We start from the raw sequence: 17,457 nt of genomic DNA on the forward strand, positions 1-17,457 counted from the left end.
GGGGCGCGGGGCTGTATCGATATGCGGCTCCGCCGCGCGGGCGCGACAAGCCACAACTCACCCGCACCCTCCAAACAACGATGGGACTTCCCCCCTTAGGAGCCCTTGATGTCCCCGGTCCTCGAAACCGAAGAACACAAAGCCCTCCGAGCCGCCGTCTCCGCCCTCGGAAAGCGCTACGGCCGCGACTACATCGCCACGACCACCAAAGAAGGCCGCCACCCCGACGAACTCTGGGCCGAGGCCGCCAAACTCGGCTACCTGGGCGTCAACCTCCCCGAGGAGTACGACGGCGGAGGCGGCGGCATAGCCGAACTCTCCATCGTCCTGGAAGAACTCGGCGCCGCGGGCTGCCCCCTGCTCATGATGATCGTGTCGCCGGCCATCTGCGGCACCGTCATCGCCCGCTTCGGCACCGACGCCCAGCGGCGGACCTGGCTGCCCGCGCTGGCCAACGGCACCCGCCTCATGGCCTTCGGCATCACCGAACCCGACGCCGGCTCCAACAGCCACCGCATCACCACCACGGCCCGCCGCGACGAGACCGGGGACTGGCTGCTCACGGGCCGCAAGGTCTTCATCTCCGGCGTCGACCGGGCGGACGCCGTCCTCGTCGTCGGCCGCACCGAGGACGCCCGCACCGGCACCCTCAAGCCCTGCCTCTTCATCGTCCCCACGGACACCCCGGGCTTCCAGTACCGCCCCATCGACATGGAACTCCGGGCCGCGGAGAAGCAGTTCGAGCTGACCTTCGACGACATCCGGCTTCCCGCCGACGCCCTCGTCGGCGACGAGAACGCCGGACTGCTCCAGCTCTTCGCCGGCCTCAACCCCGAGCGGATCATGACGGCCGCCTTCGCGATCGGCATGGCCCGGTACGCCCTCGCGAAAGCCGTCGAGTACGCCCGCGACCGCACCGTGTGGCGCGAGCCCATTGGCGCGCACCAGGCGATCGCCCACCCCCTCGCCCAGTCCCACATCGAACTCGAACTGGCCCGCCTGATGATGCAGAAGGCGGCCCACCTCTACGACATCGGCGACGACGCGGCCGCCGGCGAGGCCGCCAACATGGCCAAGTACGCGGCGGGCGAGGCGTGCGTGCGGGCCGTCGACCAGGCCGTGCACACCCTCGGCGGCAACGGCCTCACGGCCGAGTTCGGTCTTGCCTCGCTGATAACGGCCGCCCGCGTGTCCCGTATCGCGCCGGTGAGCCGGGAGATGATTCTCAACTACGTCTCCCACCAGACCCTGGGCCTGCCCAAGTCGTACTAGGCCGTGTCCGCAAAGTCCCGTCTGCCCCGCGACGCCTGGCACGCACTCTCGCCGCACCGGGCGCAGACCCAAGTACGTCCAGTACGAGGGCCTACGCCCGGCACGCCGAGAGCACGCACCAGACGCCGCAGGGCCCGCCCTCCGGGCGGACGACGGGACTTTGCGGACACGACCTGGGCCGCACCGGCCTGGGCCCCGCATCCGGTCGCCCTGGAGGAACCGTGTTCCGCAGCGAGTACGCAGACGTCCCGCCCCTCGACCTCCCCATCCACGACGCCGTACTGGCCCGGGCCGCCGAGTTCGGCGAGCTGCCCGCACTGATCGACGGCGTCGACGGCACCACCCTCACCTACGAGCAGGTGGACCGCTTCCACCGCCGTCTCGCCGCATCCTTCGCCGCGGCGGGCGTCCGCAAGGGGGACGTACTCGCCCTGCACAGCCCCAACACGATCGCCTACCCGACGGCGTTCTACGCGGCCACCCGCGCGGGTGCCACGGTCACCACCGTGCACCCGCTGGCCACCCCGGGCGAGCTGGCCACCCAGCTCCGGGACTCGGGGGCGAGCTGGATCGTCACCGTCTCCCCGCTCCTGGAGACCGCCCGCGCCGCCGCCGAACGCGTCGGCGGCATACGGGAGATCTTCGTCTGCGACAGTGCCCCCGGGCACCGCTCGCTGATCGACCTGCTCGCCTCCACCGCCCCCGAACCGGACGTCGCCCTCGACCCGGCCACGGACGTGGCGGCCCTGCCGTACTCCTCCGGCACCACCGGCGTCCCCAAGGGCGTCATGCTCACCCACCGGTCCATCGCCACCAACCTCGCCCAGCTCGAACCCCTGATACCGGTGGGCCCCGGCGACCGCGTCCTCGCCGTCCTGCCGTTCTTCCACATCTACGGCCTCACGGCCCTGATGAACGCCCCGCTGCGGCGCGGCGCCACGGTCGTCGTCCTGCCCCGCTTCGACCTGGAGACCTACCTCGCGGCGATCGCCCGCCACCGCATCACCCACCTCTACGTGGCCCCGCCGATCGTCCTCGCCCTCGCCAAGCACCCGGCGGCCGAACGCCACGACCTCACCTCGGTCCGGCACATCCTGTCCGCCGCCGCGCCCCTGGACGCGACGCTGGCCACCGCCTGCTCCGCCCGCCTCGGTCTGCCGCCGGTCGTCCAGGGCTACGGCATGACCGAACTCTCGCCCTGCTCCCACATCGTGCCCCTCGACCGGGCCGCCTCGGCGCCCCCCGGCACCGTCGGCAAGCTCATCGCCGGCACCGAGATGCGGATCGTCTCCCTCGACGATCCCGCCAAGGACCTCGGCCCCGGCGAACCCGGCGAGATCGTCATCCGCGGCCCTCAGGTGATGAAGGGCTACCTGGGCCGCCCCGAGGCCACCGCCGACATGATCGACGCCGACGGCTGGCTCTCCACCGGCGACATCGGCCACACCGACGCCGACGGCTGGCTGTACGTCGTCGACCGCGTCAAGGAACTGATCAAGTACAAGGGCTTCCAGGTCGCCCCCGCCGAACTCGAAGCACTCCTCGTCACCCACCCCGGCATCGCCGACGCCGCCGTCATCGGCCACTACGACGACAACGGCAACGAGCTCCCGCACGCCTTCGTCGTCCGCCGCCCCGCGGACCGCGAACTCTCCGAGGGCGAGATCATGATGTACGTCGCCGAACGCGTCGCCCCCTACAAACGCGTCCGCCACGTCACCTTCGTCGACACCGTGCCCCGCGCGACCTCCGGGAAGATCCTCCGCCGCGAACTCAGGGAGCGCCTGTGACGGACCCCCACCCCCTCGTACGCACCGCGCACCACCGGGGCATCACCACCCTCACCCTCGACTCCCCGGCCAACCGCAACGCGCTCTCGGCCGCCCTCGTCGCCGAATTCCGCGACGCCCTCGACGCGTGCGGCAAGGACGACACCGTACGAGCCGTCGTCCTCACCCACACCGGCGGCACCTTCTGCGCCGGTGCCGACCTGCGCGACCCGCCCGACCCGGCGGCCCTGGTCGCTCTCCTGCGCCTGCTCCTGGAACTGCCCAAGCCCGTCGTCGCCCGGGTCACCGGGCACGTCCGCGCGGGCGGCCTCGGCCTGCTCGGGGCCTGCGACATCGCCGCCGCCGGACCCGAGGCCACCTTCGCCCTCACCGAGGTCCGCATCGGGGTCGCGCCCGCCGTCATCTCGCTCACCCTGCGCCCCCGCACCGACCCGCGCGCCCTCGCGCGCTACTACCTCACCGGCGAGCGCTTCGGCCCCGCCGAAGCCGCCCGCATCGGGCTGATCACCGACGCGGGCGCCGAGGTCGACGACGTGCTCGCACCCGTCCTCGACGGACTGCGCCGGGCCTCACCCAGGGCCCTGGCGGAGACGAAACACCTGCTCACGGCTAAGGTGCTGGAGAACTTCGACCAGGACGCGGGCGAACTGACCCGGCTCTCGTCCCGGCTGTTCGCCTCCGCCGACGCCCGCGAGGGCATGACGGCCTTCCTCGAAAGACGGGAACCGGGATGGGTGCTGTGAACGCGGTGGGCGCGTCCGGCGGGACCGAGACCGGCGCCGGGACCGACACCGGCTTCGACGCCGAGACCGGCGCCGAGACCGACACGGGTACCGACGCCGGCCCGGTGGCGGACCGGGGACCCAAGCAGGACCGCAGCCGGGTCACCCGCAAGCGGCTGCTGGAAGCCGCCGTGTCCTGCCTCGCCGAACACGGCTGGGCCGGCTCCACCGTCTCCGTCGTCGCCGAACGCGCCGGGGTCTCCCGGGGCGCCGCCCAGCACCACTTCCGCACCCGCGAGGACCTGTTCACCGCCGCCGTCGAATACGTCGCCGAGGAACGCTCCCTCGCCCTGCGCGCCCTCTTCCCCGAGGGCACCGCCGACCGCCGGGCCGTCGTCGCCGCCGTCGTGGACCTCTTCACCGGCCCCCTCTTCCGGGCCGCCCTCCACCTCTGGGTCGCCGCCTCCGACGAGGAGCAGCTCCGCTGCCGCGTCACCGAACTCGAAGCCCGGGTCGGCCGCGAGACCCACCGCATCGCCGTCGAGCTGCTGCGTGCCGACGAGACCGTCCCCGGCGTCCGCGAAACCGTGCAGGGCCTCCTCGACATGGCCCGCGGCCTCGGCCTCGCCAACCTCCTCACCGACGACTCCGGCCGCCGGGACAGGGTGGTGGCCCAGTGGGCGGCCCTGCTGGACGACGCCCTGGGCCGAGGGACCCCGGGGCCGCCCCCGTGACCGGGTCCTACGGACTCAGCCGCTCCACCCGCCACGACCCGTCCGCCTGCGCCGCGTACCGCAGCCGGTCGTGCAGCCGGTTCCCCCGCCCCTGCCAGAACTCCACCGTCCGCGGCGTCACCCGGAAACCGCCCCAGTCCGGCGGCACCGGAACCTGCTCGCCCTCCGGATAGCGGGCGTGCAACTCCTCGTACGCGGCGTCCAGCTCGGCCCGCGAGGAGATCACCGAGGACTGCGCGCTGGCCCACGCCCCCAGCTGCGAACCATGCGGCCGGGTCCGGAAGTACGACGCCGTCTCGTCCCGCCCGGTCCGCTGCGCGGTACCCGTCACGATCACCTGGCGGGCGATCCCGTGCCAGGGGAAGAGCAGCGAGACATACGGGTTCTCGTCCAGGTCACGGGCCTTGCGGGAGCCGTAGTTCGTGTAGAAGACGAAGCCCCGCGCGTCGTACGCCTTCATCAGCACCGTACGGGAACTCGGGCGCCCCTCGGCGTCCGCCGTCGACACGACCATGGCGTTCGGCTCGAACACCGCGCCCTCCCGCGCGGCCTGCCCGAACCACCGCGCGAACTGCTCCATCGGGTCGCCGGCCAGCTCGCTCTCGTCGAGACCGTCCGCGCGGTACTGCTTGCGCATGACAGCGGGGTCGTGATCGTTCACATGGTCATCCTGCCGTATCGACGGTTCATCGGAAGAGAAGTGGCACTGAGTGCCGCAGACACTCCCCAAACCTGGCACTCAGGCGTATGGTTTTGGAACCCCCTGTCGCACACATCAAGAGGAGCCGCCTGATGTCCGACTTCGTACCCGGGCTCGAAGGAGTCGTCGCGTTCGAGACGGAGATCGCCGAACCGGACAAGGAGGGCGGCGCGCTCCGCTACCGCGGCGTCGACATCGAGGACCTGGTCGGCCACGTCTCCTTCGGCAACGTCTGGGGCCTGCTCGTCGACGGCGCCTTCCGCCCCGGCCTGCCGCCCGCCGAGCCGTTCCCCATCCCCGTGCACTCGGGCGACATCCGCGTCGACGTCCAGTCCGCACTGGCCATGCTCGCCCCGGTCTGGGGCCTCAAACCCCTCCTGGACATCGACGAGGAGCAGGCCCGCGCCGACCTCGCCCGCGCCGCCGTCATGGCCCTCTCCTACGTCGCCCAGTCCGCCCGCGGCCAGGGCCACCCCATGGTCCCGCAGCGCGAGATCGACAAGGCCCAGTCCGTCGTCGAACGCTTCATGATCCGCTGGCGCGGCGAACCCGACCCCAAGCACGTCGCGGCGGTCGACGCCTACTGGACCTCCGCGGCCGAACACGGCATGAACGCCTCCACCTTCACCGCCCGCGTCATCGCCTCCACCGGCGCCGACGTCGCGGCGGCCCTCTCCGGAGCCGTGGGCGCCATGTCCGGCCCCCTGCACGGCGGCGCCCCCTCCCGCGTCCTCGGCATGATCGAGGAGATCGAACGCACCGGCGACGCCGACGCCTACGTCAAACAGGCCCTCGACAAGGGCGAACGCCTCATGGGCTTCGGCCACCGCGTCTACCGCGCCGAGGACCCCCGCGCCCGCGTCCTGCGCCGCACCGCCCGCGACCTCGGCGCCCCCCGCTTCGAGGTCGCCGAGGCCCTGGAGAAGGCCGCACTCGCCGAACTCCACGCCCGCCGCCCCGACCGGGTCCTCGCCACGAACGTCGAGTTCTGGGCCGCGATCGTCCTCGACTTCGCCGAGGTCCCGGCCCACATGTTCACCTCGATGTTCACCTGCGCCCGCACCGCCGGCTGGTCCGCGCACATCCTCGAACAGAAGCGCACCGGCCGCCTCGTCCGCCCCTCCGCCCGCTACGTGGGCCCGCCCGCGCGCAGCCCCCAGGAGATCGCGGGCTACGCCGACATCGCCGCGCACTAGAACACGGGCCCTACCGTCACGCGGGGCTGAGCAGCCCCGCGTGATGCCGCTCCGCGACCAGCGGATGCGCCCGCAGCTTCCCCTTCAGCTCGTTGAACCCGTACTCCGCGAACAGCGGATTGCCCGGATCGTCGGTCACCCCGGGCGCGACGGACGCGTACGGGAAGACCAGCGGCTCGACCCGCGCGTCGAGCCGCGGGTTGTAGAAGAACGGCACCGAGAAACGCTCGGTCGCCCCGGCCGGACTCACCACCCGGTGCCGGGTGGCGAGCAGATAGCCGTTCGTCGCCACCTCCAGCAACTCCCCGAGGTTCACCACGAACGCCCCCGGAACGGGCGGCACGTCGTGGAACAGCCCGTCCGCACGCTCCACCTGCAGCCCGCCGACCTGGTCCTGCAGCAGCAGCGTCAGGAACCCGTAGTCCTTGTGGGTCCCCACCCCCTGACCGGCGCCGTCCCCCGAGCTCCCCGGATACCGCACCAGCTTCAGATGCGGATGGGCCCGCTCCCCGAAGACCGGGTCGTAGAAATCGGCGGGCGCCCCGATGGACACCAGCAGCTCACGCAGCAGCCGCTGCGCCACGGAACCGAGCCGGTCGATCCACGCGAGAGCGGCCTCCCGCAGCTCCGGCAGGGCGGCGGGCCACTGGTTGGGCCCCTGCAGCCACCAGTAGGCGGGCTCGCCGTCGCCCGGCGGACGCGCGGCCCGCTCGGCCCCGATGTCCAGCTGGTCCCGCCAGTCCCGGCTGCCGCCCGTCCGCTCGTCGCCGGTGCGCGTGTACCCTCGGAAATGCGGCGAGTTGACGTTGTCGAGGGCGAGCCGCTCGGCCTCGGGCAGGGCGAAGAACCGCCGCATGGCGCCGGTGAGCCGCCGGGTCTCCTCCTCGCTCACCCCATGGCCGACGAGCTGGAAGAACCCCACGTCGTGCGCGGCACTGTGCAACTGCGCGTGCAGCAGCGCCCGCGCCTCGGGCCCGCGATCGGCGGCGGAGAGATCGATGAGGGGCAGCTGGAGGGACGACGATGCCGTCGCTGAGTTCGTCATGAGATGCGTCCGAGGTGGGAGAAGCGTGCTGGGGGCCGGGTTCCGAGGTCAGACGGAAGGCCGACAGCCCATGCTCGTGACGCGCACGAAGTCCACGTGCCGGCGTCGAACGAGTATCGGAAGCATGGTGAAAGCATACTGCGCCCTAAGAAACGCAGACGACCCGCAGACTCTGGGTCCCTCCGCCCAAGGGCGAAGAAGCCGGCCGGACGTACCGGCGAGCCTGCGGGTCGGGTGACTGCTTGAGATTGGGCCGGCTGCACGTTCGACGCGTGCTGGTCCGGCACCGCACTGTGTGTGGTGCAGGGCCGCTAGCCCGCAGCCACCTCACGCGTCCGGTTGCAATACATCTGCCGAACCACCTCCTCTCTCGTGTACCGCACACCCTAGGAAGCGCTCCGAGGACGCTCAAGTGATTTTCCGAGGGGATTGCCGAGGAATTACCGCAGGACGGCGAAGACCCCGTGTGCCCGGGTGCCGTCCGGCAGCGTCCAATGGCCGGTGACCTGGCCCTTCACGGAGGACGGCAGGCCGGAAGGGCCCGCCTGGAGGACGCGGTTCAGATGCAGGACGAGGGCGCCGGGGCCGAGCTTCAGTTCGGTGCCCTCGGCGGTGTCGGTGGCCGACGAGGCGGGCGCGGGCAGGGGGCCGTCCCCCTCGCAGGACCGCGTGACCTCGTGGTCAGGGGTGTCGGTGAGGCTCTGGGCCTGGGGTTCGGTGCGGCCCTCGAAGAGGGCGAGGAGCTGGGTGATCAGCACCGGGTCGTGGCAGCCGTCGTAGGCCCAGCGTTTGCCCAGGACGCCGTGGTCCATGGTGCCGACGAGGGCGTGGGCCGCGTCGGGGAGTTCGGCGCCGCGGTAGGTGAGGGGGACCAGGTAGTGGACCGGGGCCGGGCCGGAGGTGTCGGTGGCGACCATGAACTCGATGCCGACCTCGCCCTCGGGGTCGTCGAGCCGGAAGCCGCCGGCCCGGGACAGTACCGGGGCGTCCGGGCCGCCGGTGTACCAGGGGCGGGTGGGCAGCCAGGAGGTCAGCAGTTCGAGCTTGGTGGGCTTCAGGGTGGTGTGGTGGATGACAGCCATGCGGGGATTCTCCGCCGGGACGATCAGCGGGCGCGAGCCCTTACTTCTTCTGACGGGGACCCGCACATCTGCTGCTGCTCCTACTGCGACGACCTCTCCAGGGCTTCCAGGTCCAGGGCGGAGGCGATGCGCAGGGCGACTGCCTCGGCGTAGGTCGCGTCGGAGCGTTCGAAGGGGGTGCGGCCGGCGGTGCGCAGGAAGGTGACCACGCCGAGGGTGCGGCCCCGGCTGCGCAGGACCGCGCAGAGGGCGTGCACGGTCTCCGGGGGCCACTGGCGTCCGGTGGCCCACTCGCGGGCCGCTTCCGGGGCGGCCGTGCCGGCGCTGGCGCGGACGGAGCCGGCCCGGTCGACGCTTTGCAGGGCCGGGTGGCCGGGGCTGTAGCGGACGGGGATGCCGGCGTGGCCGGCGAGGTGGCTGGGGCCGGGCCGGCCGGAGGGGGTGGCGGCGGCGCGCACGAGGCGGGCGGGGCCTTCGCCGTCGGTGAGGGAGCCGCCGGAGACCCGGTCGATGAGGGCGTGGTCGGCGAAGCCGGCGAGGGCGAAGTCGAGGTGGACGGTGGCGGCCTCGCCGGGGTCCTCGCACTCGGCGGCGGCGCGCGCGGCCCGGTGCAGCTGGTTGACGCGGAAGCGGAGCTGCGCGGCTTCCTGTTCGCCGTGTTTGGACTCGGTGATGTCCTGGAAGAGCCAGCCGACGCCGAGGGGAACCGGTTCCTCGGCCAGCGGTGAGGCGAGCCGCAGGAAGCCGCTGCGCCAGCACCGGCGCTTCTCGCCCTCGGGGGTGCGCACGCCCACCCAGATCTCGGCGGGTGCGGGCGGGGCGCCCTCGGCGAGGACGTGGGTGAGGGCGCTCTCCAGTTCCTCGACGCCCTGGGCGAGGAGTTCGCCGAGGGGACGGCCGAGGACGGAGGTGCGGCCGATGCCGAGGGAGCGGGCCGCGTGGGCGTTGACGACGGCGGGGCGCAGGTCGGCGTCGACGAGGACGACACCCCAGGACGCGTCCTCGAAGAGGGCCTCGCTGAGGGCGATGGACCGTTCGAGGTCGATCTGCGCGTGGACCTCGCTGAAGGCGCAGTACAGGCCGGCGGGCTTGCCGTCGGGCCCGCGTACGGCGGCGGACTGGGTGCGGACGAGGACGCGTCCGCCGTCCTTGGTGACCAGGGCGAATTCGTGGACCTGCCGGCCGGCGGCGTGCATGGCGGCCATCAGCCGCGCCTCGATCTCCTCGGCGTCGGCGGTCCGTACGGCCCATCCGGCGAAGCCGCGGCGGCCCACCGCCTCCTCGGCGCTCCAGCCCAGGATGCGTTCGGCCTCGCGGTTCCAGTGGGTGACGACGCCGTCGGCGTCGAAGGCGCAGAGGGCGGCGTCCATCCCGTCCAGCAGGGCGGCGAGGAGGTCCGAGCCACCGGAGTCCGTCCTTCCGGTGCCGTCGGTGTCCTCGCCGTCCACCGTGCCGTCGGTGCCGTCGGCGTCGGTGTCCACGGCGTCCTTCGCGTTCTCGTCCGTGGGACCGTTCCGCTCGGGCTCGTCGGGTCCGAGCTCGTCGGTGGTCCCACGACGCCGGGAAGCACTCACCTGAACCCCCTGCAGGCTGCGTTACGTCCGCGTGTACGGCGTGTACGGCGCGTCGGTTCGCTCACTGGCCATCATTCAACTCGAACGTGACCCAGCCCACATCTGGTTCACGCAAGATTTGGACGAAATCGTTGTTCGCGGGATTTCCTCCTCACCCTTCTCAACGTTCCCACGAACCCGGTTGCTCAGTCAGCGCAGGTAGAAGATGCGATCTCCGTATTCCCGCATGATGCGGTCGTTCCAGTCGAGACCGCCGTCGACGTTCCCGGAGCGGAGGAGGGGCGGCTCGATGCCCCGGTCCGCGAGGGAGGCGGCGGCGGTGGCCATGACCGACTGGAGGAGGGCGGAGGTGACGACGGTGGAGGCCGGGGCGAAGGGGGCGGGGATGGTGTCGAGGGTGAGTTCGGCGTCGCCGACCGCGATCTTCGAGTCGAGGACGAGGTCGCAGTGGTCCTTGAGGAAGGTGCCGGAGGAGTGGCGTGAAGTCGTCGCCGTGGCGTATGCGACGGAGGTGAGGCCGATGACCTTCACCCCGCGTTCCCGGGCGTGGGCCGCCATCTCCACGGGCAGGGCGTTGCGGCCGGAGAGGGAGATCACGATCAGCAGGTCGCCGGCGCGCAGGGGGCTGTTGTCGAGGACGGCGGTCGCCAGTCCGTCGACCCGTTCCAGTGCGGAGCCGAGCGTCGCGGGCAGTACGTCGACGCCGAGCGTGCCGGGGACGGCCAGCAGGTTCATCAGGGCGAGGCCGCCGGCCCGGTAGACGAGGTCCTGGGCGGCGAGGGAGGAGTGGCCGGCCCCGAACGCGAAGAGGCGGCCGCCGTCGGCGACGGTGTCCGCGATCAGTTCGCCGGCCGCGACGACCGTCTCCGCCTCCTCGTCCCGTACGCGTTCCAGCAGCCCGATCGCCGCGTCGAGGAACCGCCCACCCGCCGTGCCGCCGTCCAGCCCCATGCGCCGACCCCTTCGCCTTCAGCCGAGTCCTGAGTCCCGAGTCCCTGATCCCGGGTCCCGGGTGTCGCGGATCACGTTAAAGGTCTGGACCAGTGAGGTGTCAATACGGCTGCGGGTGAGCGGTACCGCCGACCGGTCGTGCGCGATCCGCGTCCGCCTCCGGACCGGAACCGGACGCCCCTGGACCGCAACCGCTCGCCCTCGGACCGGAAGGTCCGCCGGAAAGGGGCGTCAGGTCATAAATCGGCCACTCGGCACGAGTCATACCGCCGTCGTTCCCCCGGCACCACCCGGTTGTCGGTCGGATGCGTAAGAATTGGGTCCAGGGCCAGCGCAGCAAGCCGCAGCAAGCCGGTATGGCCGTCGAAGCCTCCGGCTGGATCTCATCGAGGGGCACGTATGTCCGGACTGATCGATACGACGGAGATGTATCTCCGCACCATCCTCGAGCTGGAGGAGGAAGGTGTGGTCCCCATGCGTGCCCGGATCGCCGAGCGGCTCGACCAGAGTGGCCCGACGGTGAGCCAGACGGTCGCGCGCATGGAGCGCGACGGCCTGGTGGGCGTCGCCGCCGACCGTCACCTGGAGCTGACCGAGGAGGGCCGTCGGCTGGCCACGCGCGTGATGCGCAAGCACCGCCTCGCGGAGTGTCTGCTCGTCGACGTGATCGGCCTGGAGTGGGAGCAGGTGCACGCGGAGGCGTGCCGCTGGGAGCACGTGATGAGCGAGGCGGTCGAGCGTCGCGTCCTGGAGCTGCTGCGCCACCCCACCGAGTCGCCGTACGGCAACCCGATCCCGGGTCTGGAGGAGCTGGGCGAGAAGGACGGCGCCGACCCCTTCCTGGACGAGGGCATGGTGTCGCTGGCCGACCTCGACCCGGGCACCGAGGGCAAGACCGTGGTCGTACGCCGGATCGGAGAGCCGATCCAGACGGACGCCCAGCTGATGTACACGCTGCGCCGCGCGGGCGTGCAGCCCGGTTCCGTGGTGAGCGTGACGGAGGCGGCCGGCGGTGTCCTCGTGGGCAGCGGCGGCGAGGCGGCGGAGCTGGAGGCGGACGTGGCCTCCCACGTGTTCGTCGCCAAGCGCTGACCCCCCAACCGAAACCGCCCTCGCCCCTACCGTCCCGGCGGCGGTAGGGGCGCCCTCCGGCCGCACCGGTACCGGTGCGGCCGTCTGCCCCACCGGGTGCGCACGCGCGGCGCCCTGCCCCGCCGCCGACGGGTGCCGGGGCAGGGACCCCGCGCCGCCCGCGCCACACACCCTGCCCGCCTCCGGCCGCCGACCCGCGCCGCCGCGCGCCGTCAGGCTTCCTTCCTCCCCGGCGGAAGAGGGCGCCGGGACCGGTACCGAGCGCCGGCGGATCCCGCCCCCGGCCCAGGCCGATGCCGCGTCCCGCACCGCCGCACGGCCCACCCGATGCGCGCCGCCGACCTCCGGCCCCGCCTCCGAGGGCCGTCCCCCGCACCGACCGATCCCGGCCGCCGACGTAGGCCGATCCCGCCGCGCCGAAGCCCGGCCGCCCTTCGCCATGGCCGTCGGGGGTGCCGGGCCCGTACCGACCGGTGTGGTGCACTGCGGGTTCCGGGCCGGTGGCGGTCGATGCCGTCGCCACGTCACGCCTGGCGGCGCCCTGCTGGCCCTCGCCGCCGAAGGCGCCGGGTTTGCGCCGCGCATCGCCTGTCCCCGTCCGTCGAGTGCCGCGTCGAGCGCCGCCTTGGCCGACGGCGGTGCCGTACCGGCCGGTGCGGTGTACCGCGGGTTCCGGGCTCGGTGGCGGTCGATGCCGTCGGCACGTCACGCCTGGCGGCGCCCTGCTGGCCCTCGCCGCCCGAAGGTGCCGGGCTCGCGCCGCCGGGCGCCGTGCACCGCCTGTCCCCGACCGTCGGGCGCCGCCTTGGCCGACGGCGGTGCCGGGACCGTACCGGCCGGTGCGGTGTACCGCGGGTTCCGGGCCGGTGGCGGCCGATGCCGTCGGCACGTCACGCGGGGCGGTGCCCTGCTGGCCCTCGCCGGCCGAAGGTGCCGGGCTCGCGCCGCCGGGCGCCGTGCACCGCCTGTCCCCAACCGTCGGGCGCCGCCTTGGCCGACGGCGGTGCCGGGACCGTACCGACCGGTGTGGTGCACTGCGGGTTCCGGGCCGGTGGCGGTCGATGCCGTCGGCACGTCACGCGGGGCCGTGCCGCGCGGACCTCGCCGCCGAGGGGGCCGTGCCGCGCGGACCTCGCCGCTGAGGGTGCCGGGGCGCCGGGTGCCCGCTGCCGTTCATCGGTTGGTCCTGATCGCCGCCGGGCCGGGGCTCGTGCCGACGCGTGCCGCACCGGCGGATTCCGGCCGTCGGCGTCGTGTACCGGCCGAGTTCGGTCGTCGGTGCCGGTTTCTGGCGGCTTCTGGTCGTCGTTGTTCCGGGTGTGTCGGCGGGTGTCCGTGCCACCTGCCAACTCCCGTTTCTGGAGGGGGAGTTGTGGACGGGCGGGGTCCGCGTTCGGGATGCCGGGGAATCGAAGATTCAGTGCGCGGAATCGCAGCGCGCAACCCGTTCGCATGCGAGGCTTGCGCGTGAGGCATATGACCTGAGGGGCTCTTGGCCGCCCGAGACGGCGGATCTCCGGTGGCAGGGGAGGGGGCAGGGCGTGATGTGCCGTGGACGTGAGGAGGGCCCCGGCGCCACTCGGCGCCGGGGCCTGTCCTCCCCTGTGCTGACCCGGAGCCCCGAGCTCCCAGGGTCATCCCCCTCGGACCGTTGTCCCCGAGCGGTCCGCCTCCCGTTGAAGATCTCCCCTCGGCGACGGCGGGCAATCCCTGAGGGAGGTCACTCGAATGAGGGGTGTTGGCGCCGGGAGCGGCATCCTCGAACGTGTATTCGATAACGTGTACGGCGTGGCGCCGCGTGACTCGTGCCATAACCGATGCGCACACCCCACACGTAACGTGTCAACCGATATGCACGCTGTAACACAAGTGCCCGTCGTCCGGGCGGCGCGCACAGGGTGACAGCGGCGGGAGCGACGGCGGATGCGGCGGGGAAGCAGTAAGGGCAGCGGTAAGGGCAGCAGCGGAACAGCGGAACGACAGCAGGTGGGACGAGTGGACCGACCGGCTCGACATGGGTACACGAGGCGGGAGCGAGCGGTCCGGGCGGGAGTCTGGGGGGTGCCAATGGTGCGGCGCATCGACGTGACGGGAGCGGACGGCGTGAGTCTCGCCGCCTGGGAGTTCGACGAACCGCCCAAGTCCGGTGAACACGAGCCCCGGCCGGGGGTGCTGTTACTGCACGGCCTCATGGGCCGCGCCTCCCACTGGGCCCCCACCGCCCGCTGGCTCTCCGAACGGCACCGCGCCGTCGCACTGGACCAGCGCGGCCACGGCCGGAGCGCGAAGCCGGAACAGGCCGCCTACACCAGGGAGGCCTACGTCGAGGACGCCGAGGCCGCCGTCGAGCAGCTGGGCCTCGGCCCGGTCGTCCTCATCGGCCACGCCATGGGCGCCCTGACCGCCTGGCAGCTGGCCGCCCGCCGCCCGGACCTGGTGCGCGGCCTGATCATCTGCGACATGCGGGCCTCGGCGCTGGGCGCCGCCTCGCAGCGCGAGTGGGAGAACTGGTTCAAGGCATGGCCGTTGCCGTTCGCCACGCTCGCCGACGTCCGCAAGTGGTTCGGCGAGGACGACCCCTGGGTGGAGCGTCCGAGCCCGTCCCGCGGTGAGTTCTACGCCGAGGTCATGCACGAGGGCCCCGACGGCTGGCGGCCCGTCTTCGACCCCGAGCAGATGCTGAAGACCCGTGAGACGTGGGTGTACGACGCGCACTGGGAGGAGCTGACCCAGGTCCGCTGCCCCGCGCTCGTCGTCCGCGGTCTCGACGGCGAGCTGGGCCGCGCCGAGTCCCAGGAGATGGTCCGCGTGCTGCCCCACGGCCAGTACGCCGAGGTCGCCGACGCGGGCCATCTCGTCCACTACGACCAGCCGGACGCGTGGCGCGCGGCGATAGAGCCGTTCCTGGACGGCTTCGCGGACTGACCCCGGACGAAGTGAAATGGCCCCGTATCCTTCCGTTCTAGTGGTCGTCGCAACACCCCAGCTCAAGGGGTGCGATGGACTTCGAGATTCGGGAAGAGCGGGGTAACTACGGCCGCAAGCCTCTGGCCCGCGAGCGGGAGGAATACCTTCGGCTCGTGGATCTTGGGAAAAGCAACACGGAAGCCTGCCGGATCGTCGGGATCAACCGCCGCACCGGAACGCGATGGCGCTACGGCCGGCAGGCATCCGGAAAGAAGAAGGCGTACGCGCCCATCGTCGACACGGGACTCCCGTGGGAGCCCCGTGAAGTAGTGCCGCCGCTGCCTGCGGAAGCGCTCGAACCGGTCGGCCCGTCCCGGTATCTGAGCGAGTCAGACCGCATCCACATCGCCGACCGGCTGCGGGAAAAGGCATCCATCCGGACGATCGCGGCCGAGCTGGGCCGCAGCCCCTCCACCATCAGCCGGGAGATCCGACGCAACCGCACCGTCCACCCGGCCGGCACCTGGTCCTACCGCCCGCACGCCGCCCAGCGCCGCGCGAACAAGCGCAAGCCGCGGCCCAAGCCCGGCAGGATCGGGCAGAACCCAGAACTGCGTGACTTCATCCAGGACCACCTGACCCTGCGGTGGAGCCCGGAGCAGATCTGCCACGCTCTGCGCAGGCGCTTCCCCGACCGGCCGGAGATGCACGTGGTCCACGAGACGATCTACCAGGCTCTCTACGTCCAGGGCCGCGGTGAGCTGAAGCGGGAACTGACCCGCGCGCTGCGGACGGGACGCGCGATGCGCCGGCCGCACCGGCAGGCAGCGAGCCGCAGGCAGCGGTTCCCGCACCCGATGGTCATGATCAGCGAACGTCCCGCAGAAGCTGCCGACCGAGCCGTTCCCGGCCACTGGGAAGGCGACCTCATCGTCGGCAGCAACTCCCGCTCCGCCATCGCCACCCTCGTCGAACGCAGCACCCGCTACCTGATGCTCGTCCATCTACCCCAAGGGCACGGAGCCGCCGCCGTCAACGCCGCGCTCGCGCAGACCGTCCAGACGCTTCCACCACACCTGATGCGGTCCCTGACCTGGGACCAGGGAACAGAGATGGCCTACCACCGCCACTTCACCGTCACGACTGACATCCCGGTCTACTTCTGTGACCCGGCCAGCCCCTGGCAGCGCGGCTCGAACGAGAACACCAACGGCCTGCTGCGGCAGTACTTCCCCAAGGGCACCGACCTGTCCCGGCACACCCGCGAGGACCTGGACGCCGTCGCCGCCGAACTCAACAGCCGCCCACGCAAGACGCTCGGCTGGGAAACCCCAGCCGAGCGTCTGTCTAAACTGATCGCGGCTTGATCAACTCACCACGGTGTTGCATCGACCCCTGGAATTCGCCATCGCTCCGGGGCCCTTCCTCGTCGTCGTAGTGGTGACCCGACAGGTGACCCAGCGGGTGACCCAACAGGGTTCTCACGCAAGCCATATGGCTCCCGGAAGCCTCAACTGTCCGCGGTGGGCGTGCCCTTGCTCCCCGCGCCGATCCCGAAGGCGGTCGTCACGCCCCGCATCTCACCGTCGGCGTGGAGAGTCAGCGACGTCCGTCCCTGCCGCACGCGTAGGCGAGCGGCGAGATCAGTTCCTCCGCGTCCGGCAGCCACCGGTTCGCCGGTGTGGGGCGCCGGGCCCACTGCACGGCCCCCCGCGACCCGTACCGCGTCGGCGGAGCCGCCACGTACTCGCCCTCGCCCAGCGCCTTGAGGTCGAGCGCCAGCGGCGACCAGCCCAACTTCCGTACGAGATCGGGGACCTTGACGGAGGCGCCGGGCAGCACGAAGAAGTGCATCCGGCGGTCCGGCGTCCAGGTCACCGGGCCGAGCGTCAGCTCCATGCGCTCCATGCGGGCCAGCGCCAGCAGACCGGCCGTCTCGGGCACGTCGATCGTGTCGAACGTGTGGCCGGTCGGCATCAGGATCGACGCGGTGGGCTGCTTCGACCACAGACGGCGTGCGACGGTCGCACTGCCGGTCGCCTGGGTCGCCCAGTCCTCGCGCGCCGGGTGCGCGCCGGGGGCGGCGCACACCGTGCTGCCGCAGGAGCAGTGCTGCACCCCGTCGACGGCTTCCAGCCACGTACCGGGGAACACGTCCCAGTGGCGCTCTTCGGCGTATCGAACGGCGGTGTCCAGCAGCGATTCGCCGCGCTGCTTCGGGATGTGGGCAGCTTCAGGGCCCGCGATGGTCTCTTCCACGATGAACACAACTCTAGCGGTCATCAGGGGTTACGGAAATCACATGCGCGGGGGAGAGCATCGCCGATCGGCCCGGGGCGCATGGGCGCACGGGCGGGGGCGCGCGGGCGGGATCACGAAGTGAGCCGGGTAG

At 72.2% G+C, this 17,457-nt stretch carries 14 protein-coding genes; 8 read left to right on the forward strand and 6 right to left on the reverse strand.

Going from position 1 to position 17,457, the window contains the following annotated elements; genetic code table 11:
- Nucleotides 1-108 precede the first annotated feature (108 nt).
- From SCAB_RS24480 to SCAB_RS24495, 4 genes are all read left to right on the forward strand, one after another.
- The gene (locus tag SCAB_RS24480) at nucleotides 109-1,272 is read left to right on the forward strand and encodes an acyl-CoA dehydrogenase family protein (RefSeq protein WP_013002751.1); all 1,164 of its coding nucleotides are present in this window, start codon (nucleotides 109-111) and stop codon (nucleotides 1,270-1,272) included.
- Between the two features lie 221 nt (nucleotides 1,273-1,493).
- Nucleotides 1,494-3,062 carry a 4-coumarate--CoA ligase family protein gene (locus SCAB_RS24485; RefSeq protein ID WP_013002752.1) on the forward strand — a complete coding sequence of 523 codons (1,569 nt, stop codon included), beginning with the start codon at nucleotides 1,494-1,496 and terminating at the stop codon, nucleotides 3,060-3,062.
- A complete protein-coding gene (locus SCAB_RS24490) occupies nucleotides 3,059-3,805 on the forward strand; it encodes an enoyl-CoA hydratase family protein (protein WP_013002753.1) in 747 nt (248 codons plus the stop codon). The genes SCAB_RS24485 and SCAB_RS24490 overlap by 4 nt, the downstream gene beginning before the upstream one ends.
- On the forward strand, nucleotides 3,802-4,518 hold the full coding sequence (locus SCAB_RS24495) for a TetR/AcrR family transcriptional regulator (protein ID WP_013002754.1): 717 nt from the start codon (nucleotides 3,802-3,804) through the stop codon (nucleotides 4,516-4,518). The genes SCAB_RS24490 and SCAB_RS24495 overlap by 4 nt, the downstream gene beginning before the upstream one ends.
- A 7-nt stretch (nucleotides 4,519-4,525) precedes the next feature.
- Here SCAB_RS24495 and pdxH read toward each other — a convergent pair whose 3' ends face one another.
- Nucleotides 4,526-5,155, reverse strand: coding sequence for a pyridoxamine 5'-phosphate oxidase (gene pdxH, locus SCAB_RS24500; RefSeq protein WP_049875882.1), 630 nt, complete (start codon nucleotides 5,153-5,155; stop codon nucleotides 4,526-4,528).
- A gap of 155 nt (nucleotides 5,156-5,310) precedes the next feature.
- On the opposite strand from pdxH, the gene SCAB_RS24505 reads away from it, so the two are divergent.
- Nucleotides 5,311-6,414, forward strand: a complete 1,104-nt coding sequence (locus SCAB_RS24505) for a citrate synthase 2 (RefSeq protein WP_013002756.1) — start codon at nucleotides 5,311-5,313, stop codon at nucleotides 6,412-6,414.
- 16 nt (nucleotides 6,415-6,430) lie between these two features.
- Here SCAB_RS24505 and SCAB_RS24510 read toward each other — a convergent pair whose 3' ends face one another.
- The 4 genes from SCAB_RS24510 to SCAB_RS24525 all read right to left on the reverse strand — a co-directional run bounded on the left by SCAB_RS24510 (nucleotide 6,431) and on the right by SCAB_RS24525 (nucleotide 11,066).
- Nucleotides 6,431-7,459, reverse strand: a complete 1,029-nt coding sequence (locus SCAB_RS24510) for an isopenicillin N synthase family dioxygenase (protein WP_013002757.1) — start codon at nucleotides 7,457-7,459, stop codon at nucleotides 6,431-6,433.
- A 440-nt stretch (nucleotides 7,460-7,899) separates the two neighbouring features.
- Nucleotides 7,900-8,541, reverse strand: a complete 642-nt coding sequence (locus SCAB_RS24515) for a maltokinase N-terminal cap-like domain-containing protein (RefSeq protein ID WP_013002758.1) — start codon at nucleotides 8,539-8,541, stop codon at nucleotides 7,900-7,902.
- A gap of 80 nt (nucleotides 8,542-8,621) precedes the next feature.
- The gene (locus SCAB_RS24520; protein ID WP_013002759.1) at nucleotides 8,622-10,115 is read right to left on the reverse strand and encodes a PAS domain-containing protein; all 1,494 of its coding nucleotides are present in this window, start codon (nucleotides 10,113-10,115) and stop codon (nucleotides 8,622-8,624) included.
- Between the two features lie 189 nt (nucleotides 10,116-10,304).
- Entirely contained in the window at nucleotides 10,305-11,066 is a 762-nt protein-coding gene (locus tag SCAB_RS24525; protein WP_013002760.1) for an SIS domain-containing protein, read from the reverse strand.
- Between the two features lie 399 nt (nucleotides 11,067-11,465).
- Here SCAB_RS24525 and SCAB_RS24530 point away from each other — a divergent pair, with 399 nt between their 5' ends.
- The 3 genes from SCAB_RS24530 to SCAB_RS24540 all read left to right on the forward strand — a co-directional run bounded on the left by SCAB_RS24530 (nucleotide 11,466) and on the right by SCAB_RS24540 (nucleotide 16,432).
- Nucleotides 11,466-12,158, forward strand: a complete 693-nt coding sequence (locus SCAB_RS24530; RefSeq protein WP_013002761.1) for a metal-dependent transcriptional regulator — start codon at nucleotides 11,466-11,468, stop codon at nucleotides 12,156-12,158.
- Between the two features lie 2,067 nt (nucleotides 12,159-14,225).
- The gene (locus tag SCAB_RS24535; RefSeq protein WP_013002762.1) at nucleotides 14,226-15,083 is read left to right on the forward strand and encodes an alpha/beta fold hydrolase; all 858 of its coding nucleotides are present in this window, start codon (nucleotides 14,226-14,228) and stop codon (nucleotides 15,081-15,083) included.
- 74 nt (nucleotides 15,084-15,157) lie between these two features.
- Nucleotides 15,158-16,432: an IS30 family transposase gene (locus SCAB_RS24540; protein ID WP_013002763.1), complete on the forward strand. Its 1,275-nt coding sequence runs from the start codon at nucleotides 15,158-15,160 to the stop codon at nucleotides 16,430-16,432.
- A gap of 232 nt (nucleotides 16,433-16,664) precedes the next feature.
- Here SCAB_RS24540 and SCAB_RS24545 read toward each other — a convergent pair whose 3' ends face one another.
- Entirely contained in the window at nucleotides 16,665-17,348 is a 684-nt protein-coding gene (locus SCAB_RS24545) for a bifunctional DNA primase/polymerase (RefSeq protein ID WP_037722598.1), read from the reverse strand.
- Nucleotides 17,349-17,457: the final 109 nt, after the last annotated feature.

The sequence above is a fragment of the Streptomyces scabiei 87.22 genome (genome assembly GCF_000091305.1).
Classification (GTDB): domain Bacteria; phylum Actinomycetota; class Actinomycetes; order Streptomycetales; family Streptomycetaceae; genus Streptomyces; species Streptomyces scabiei.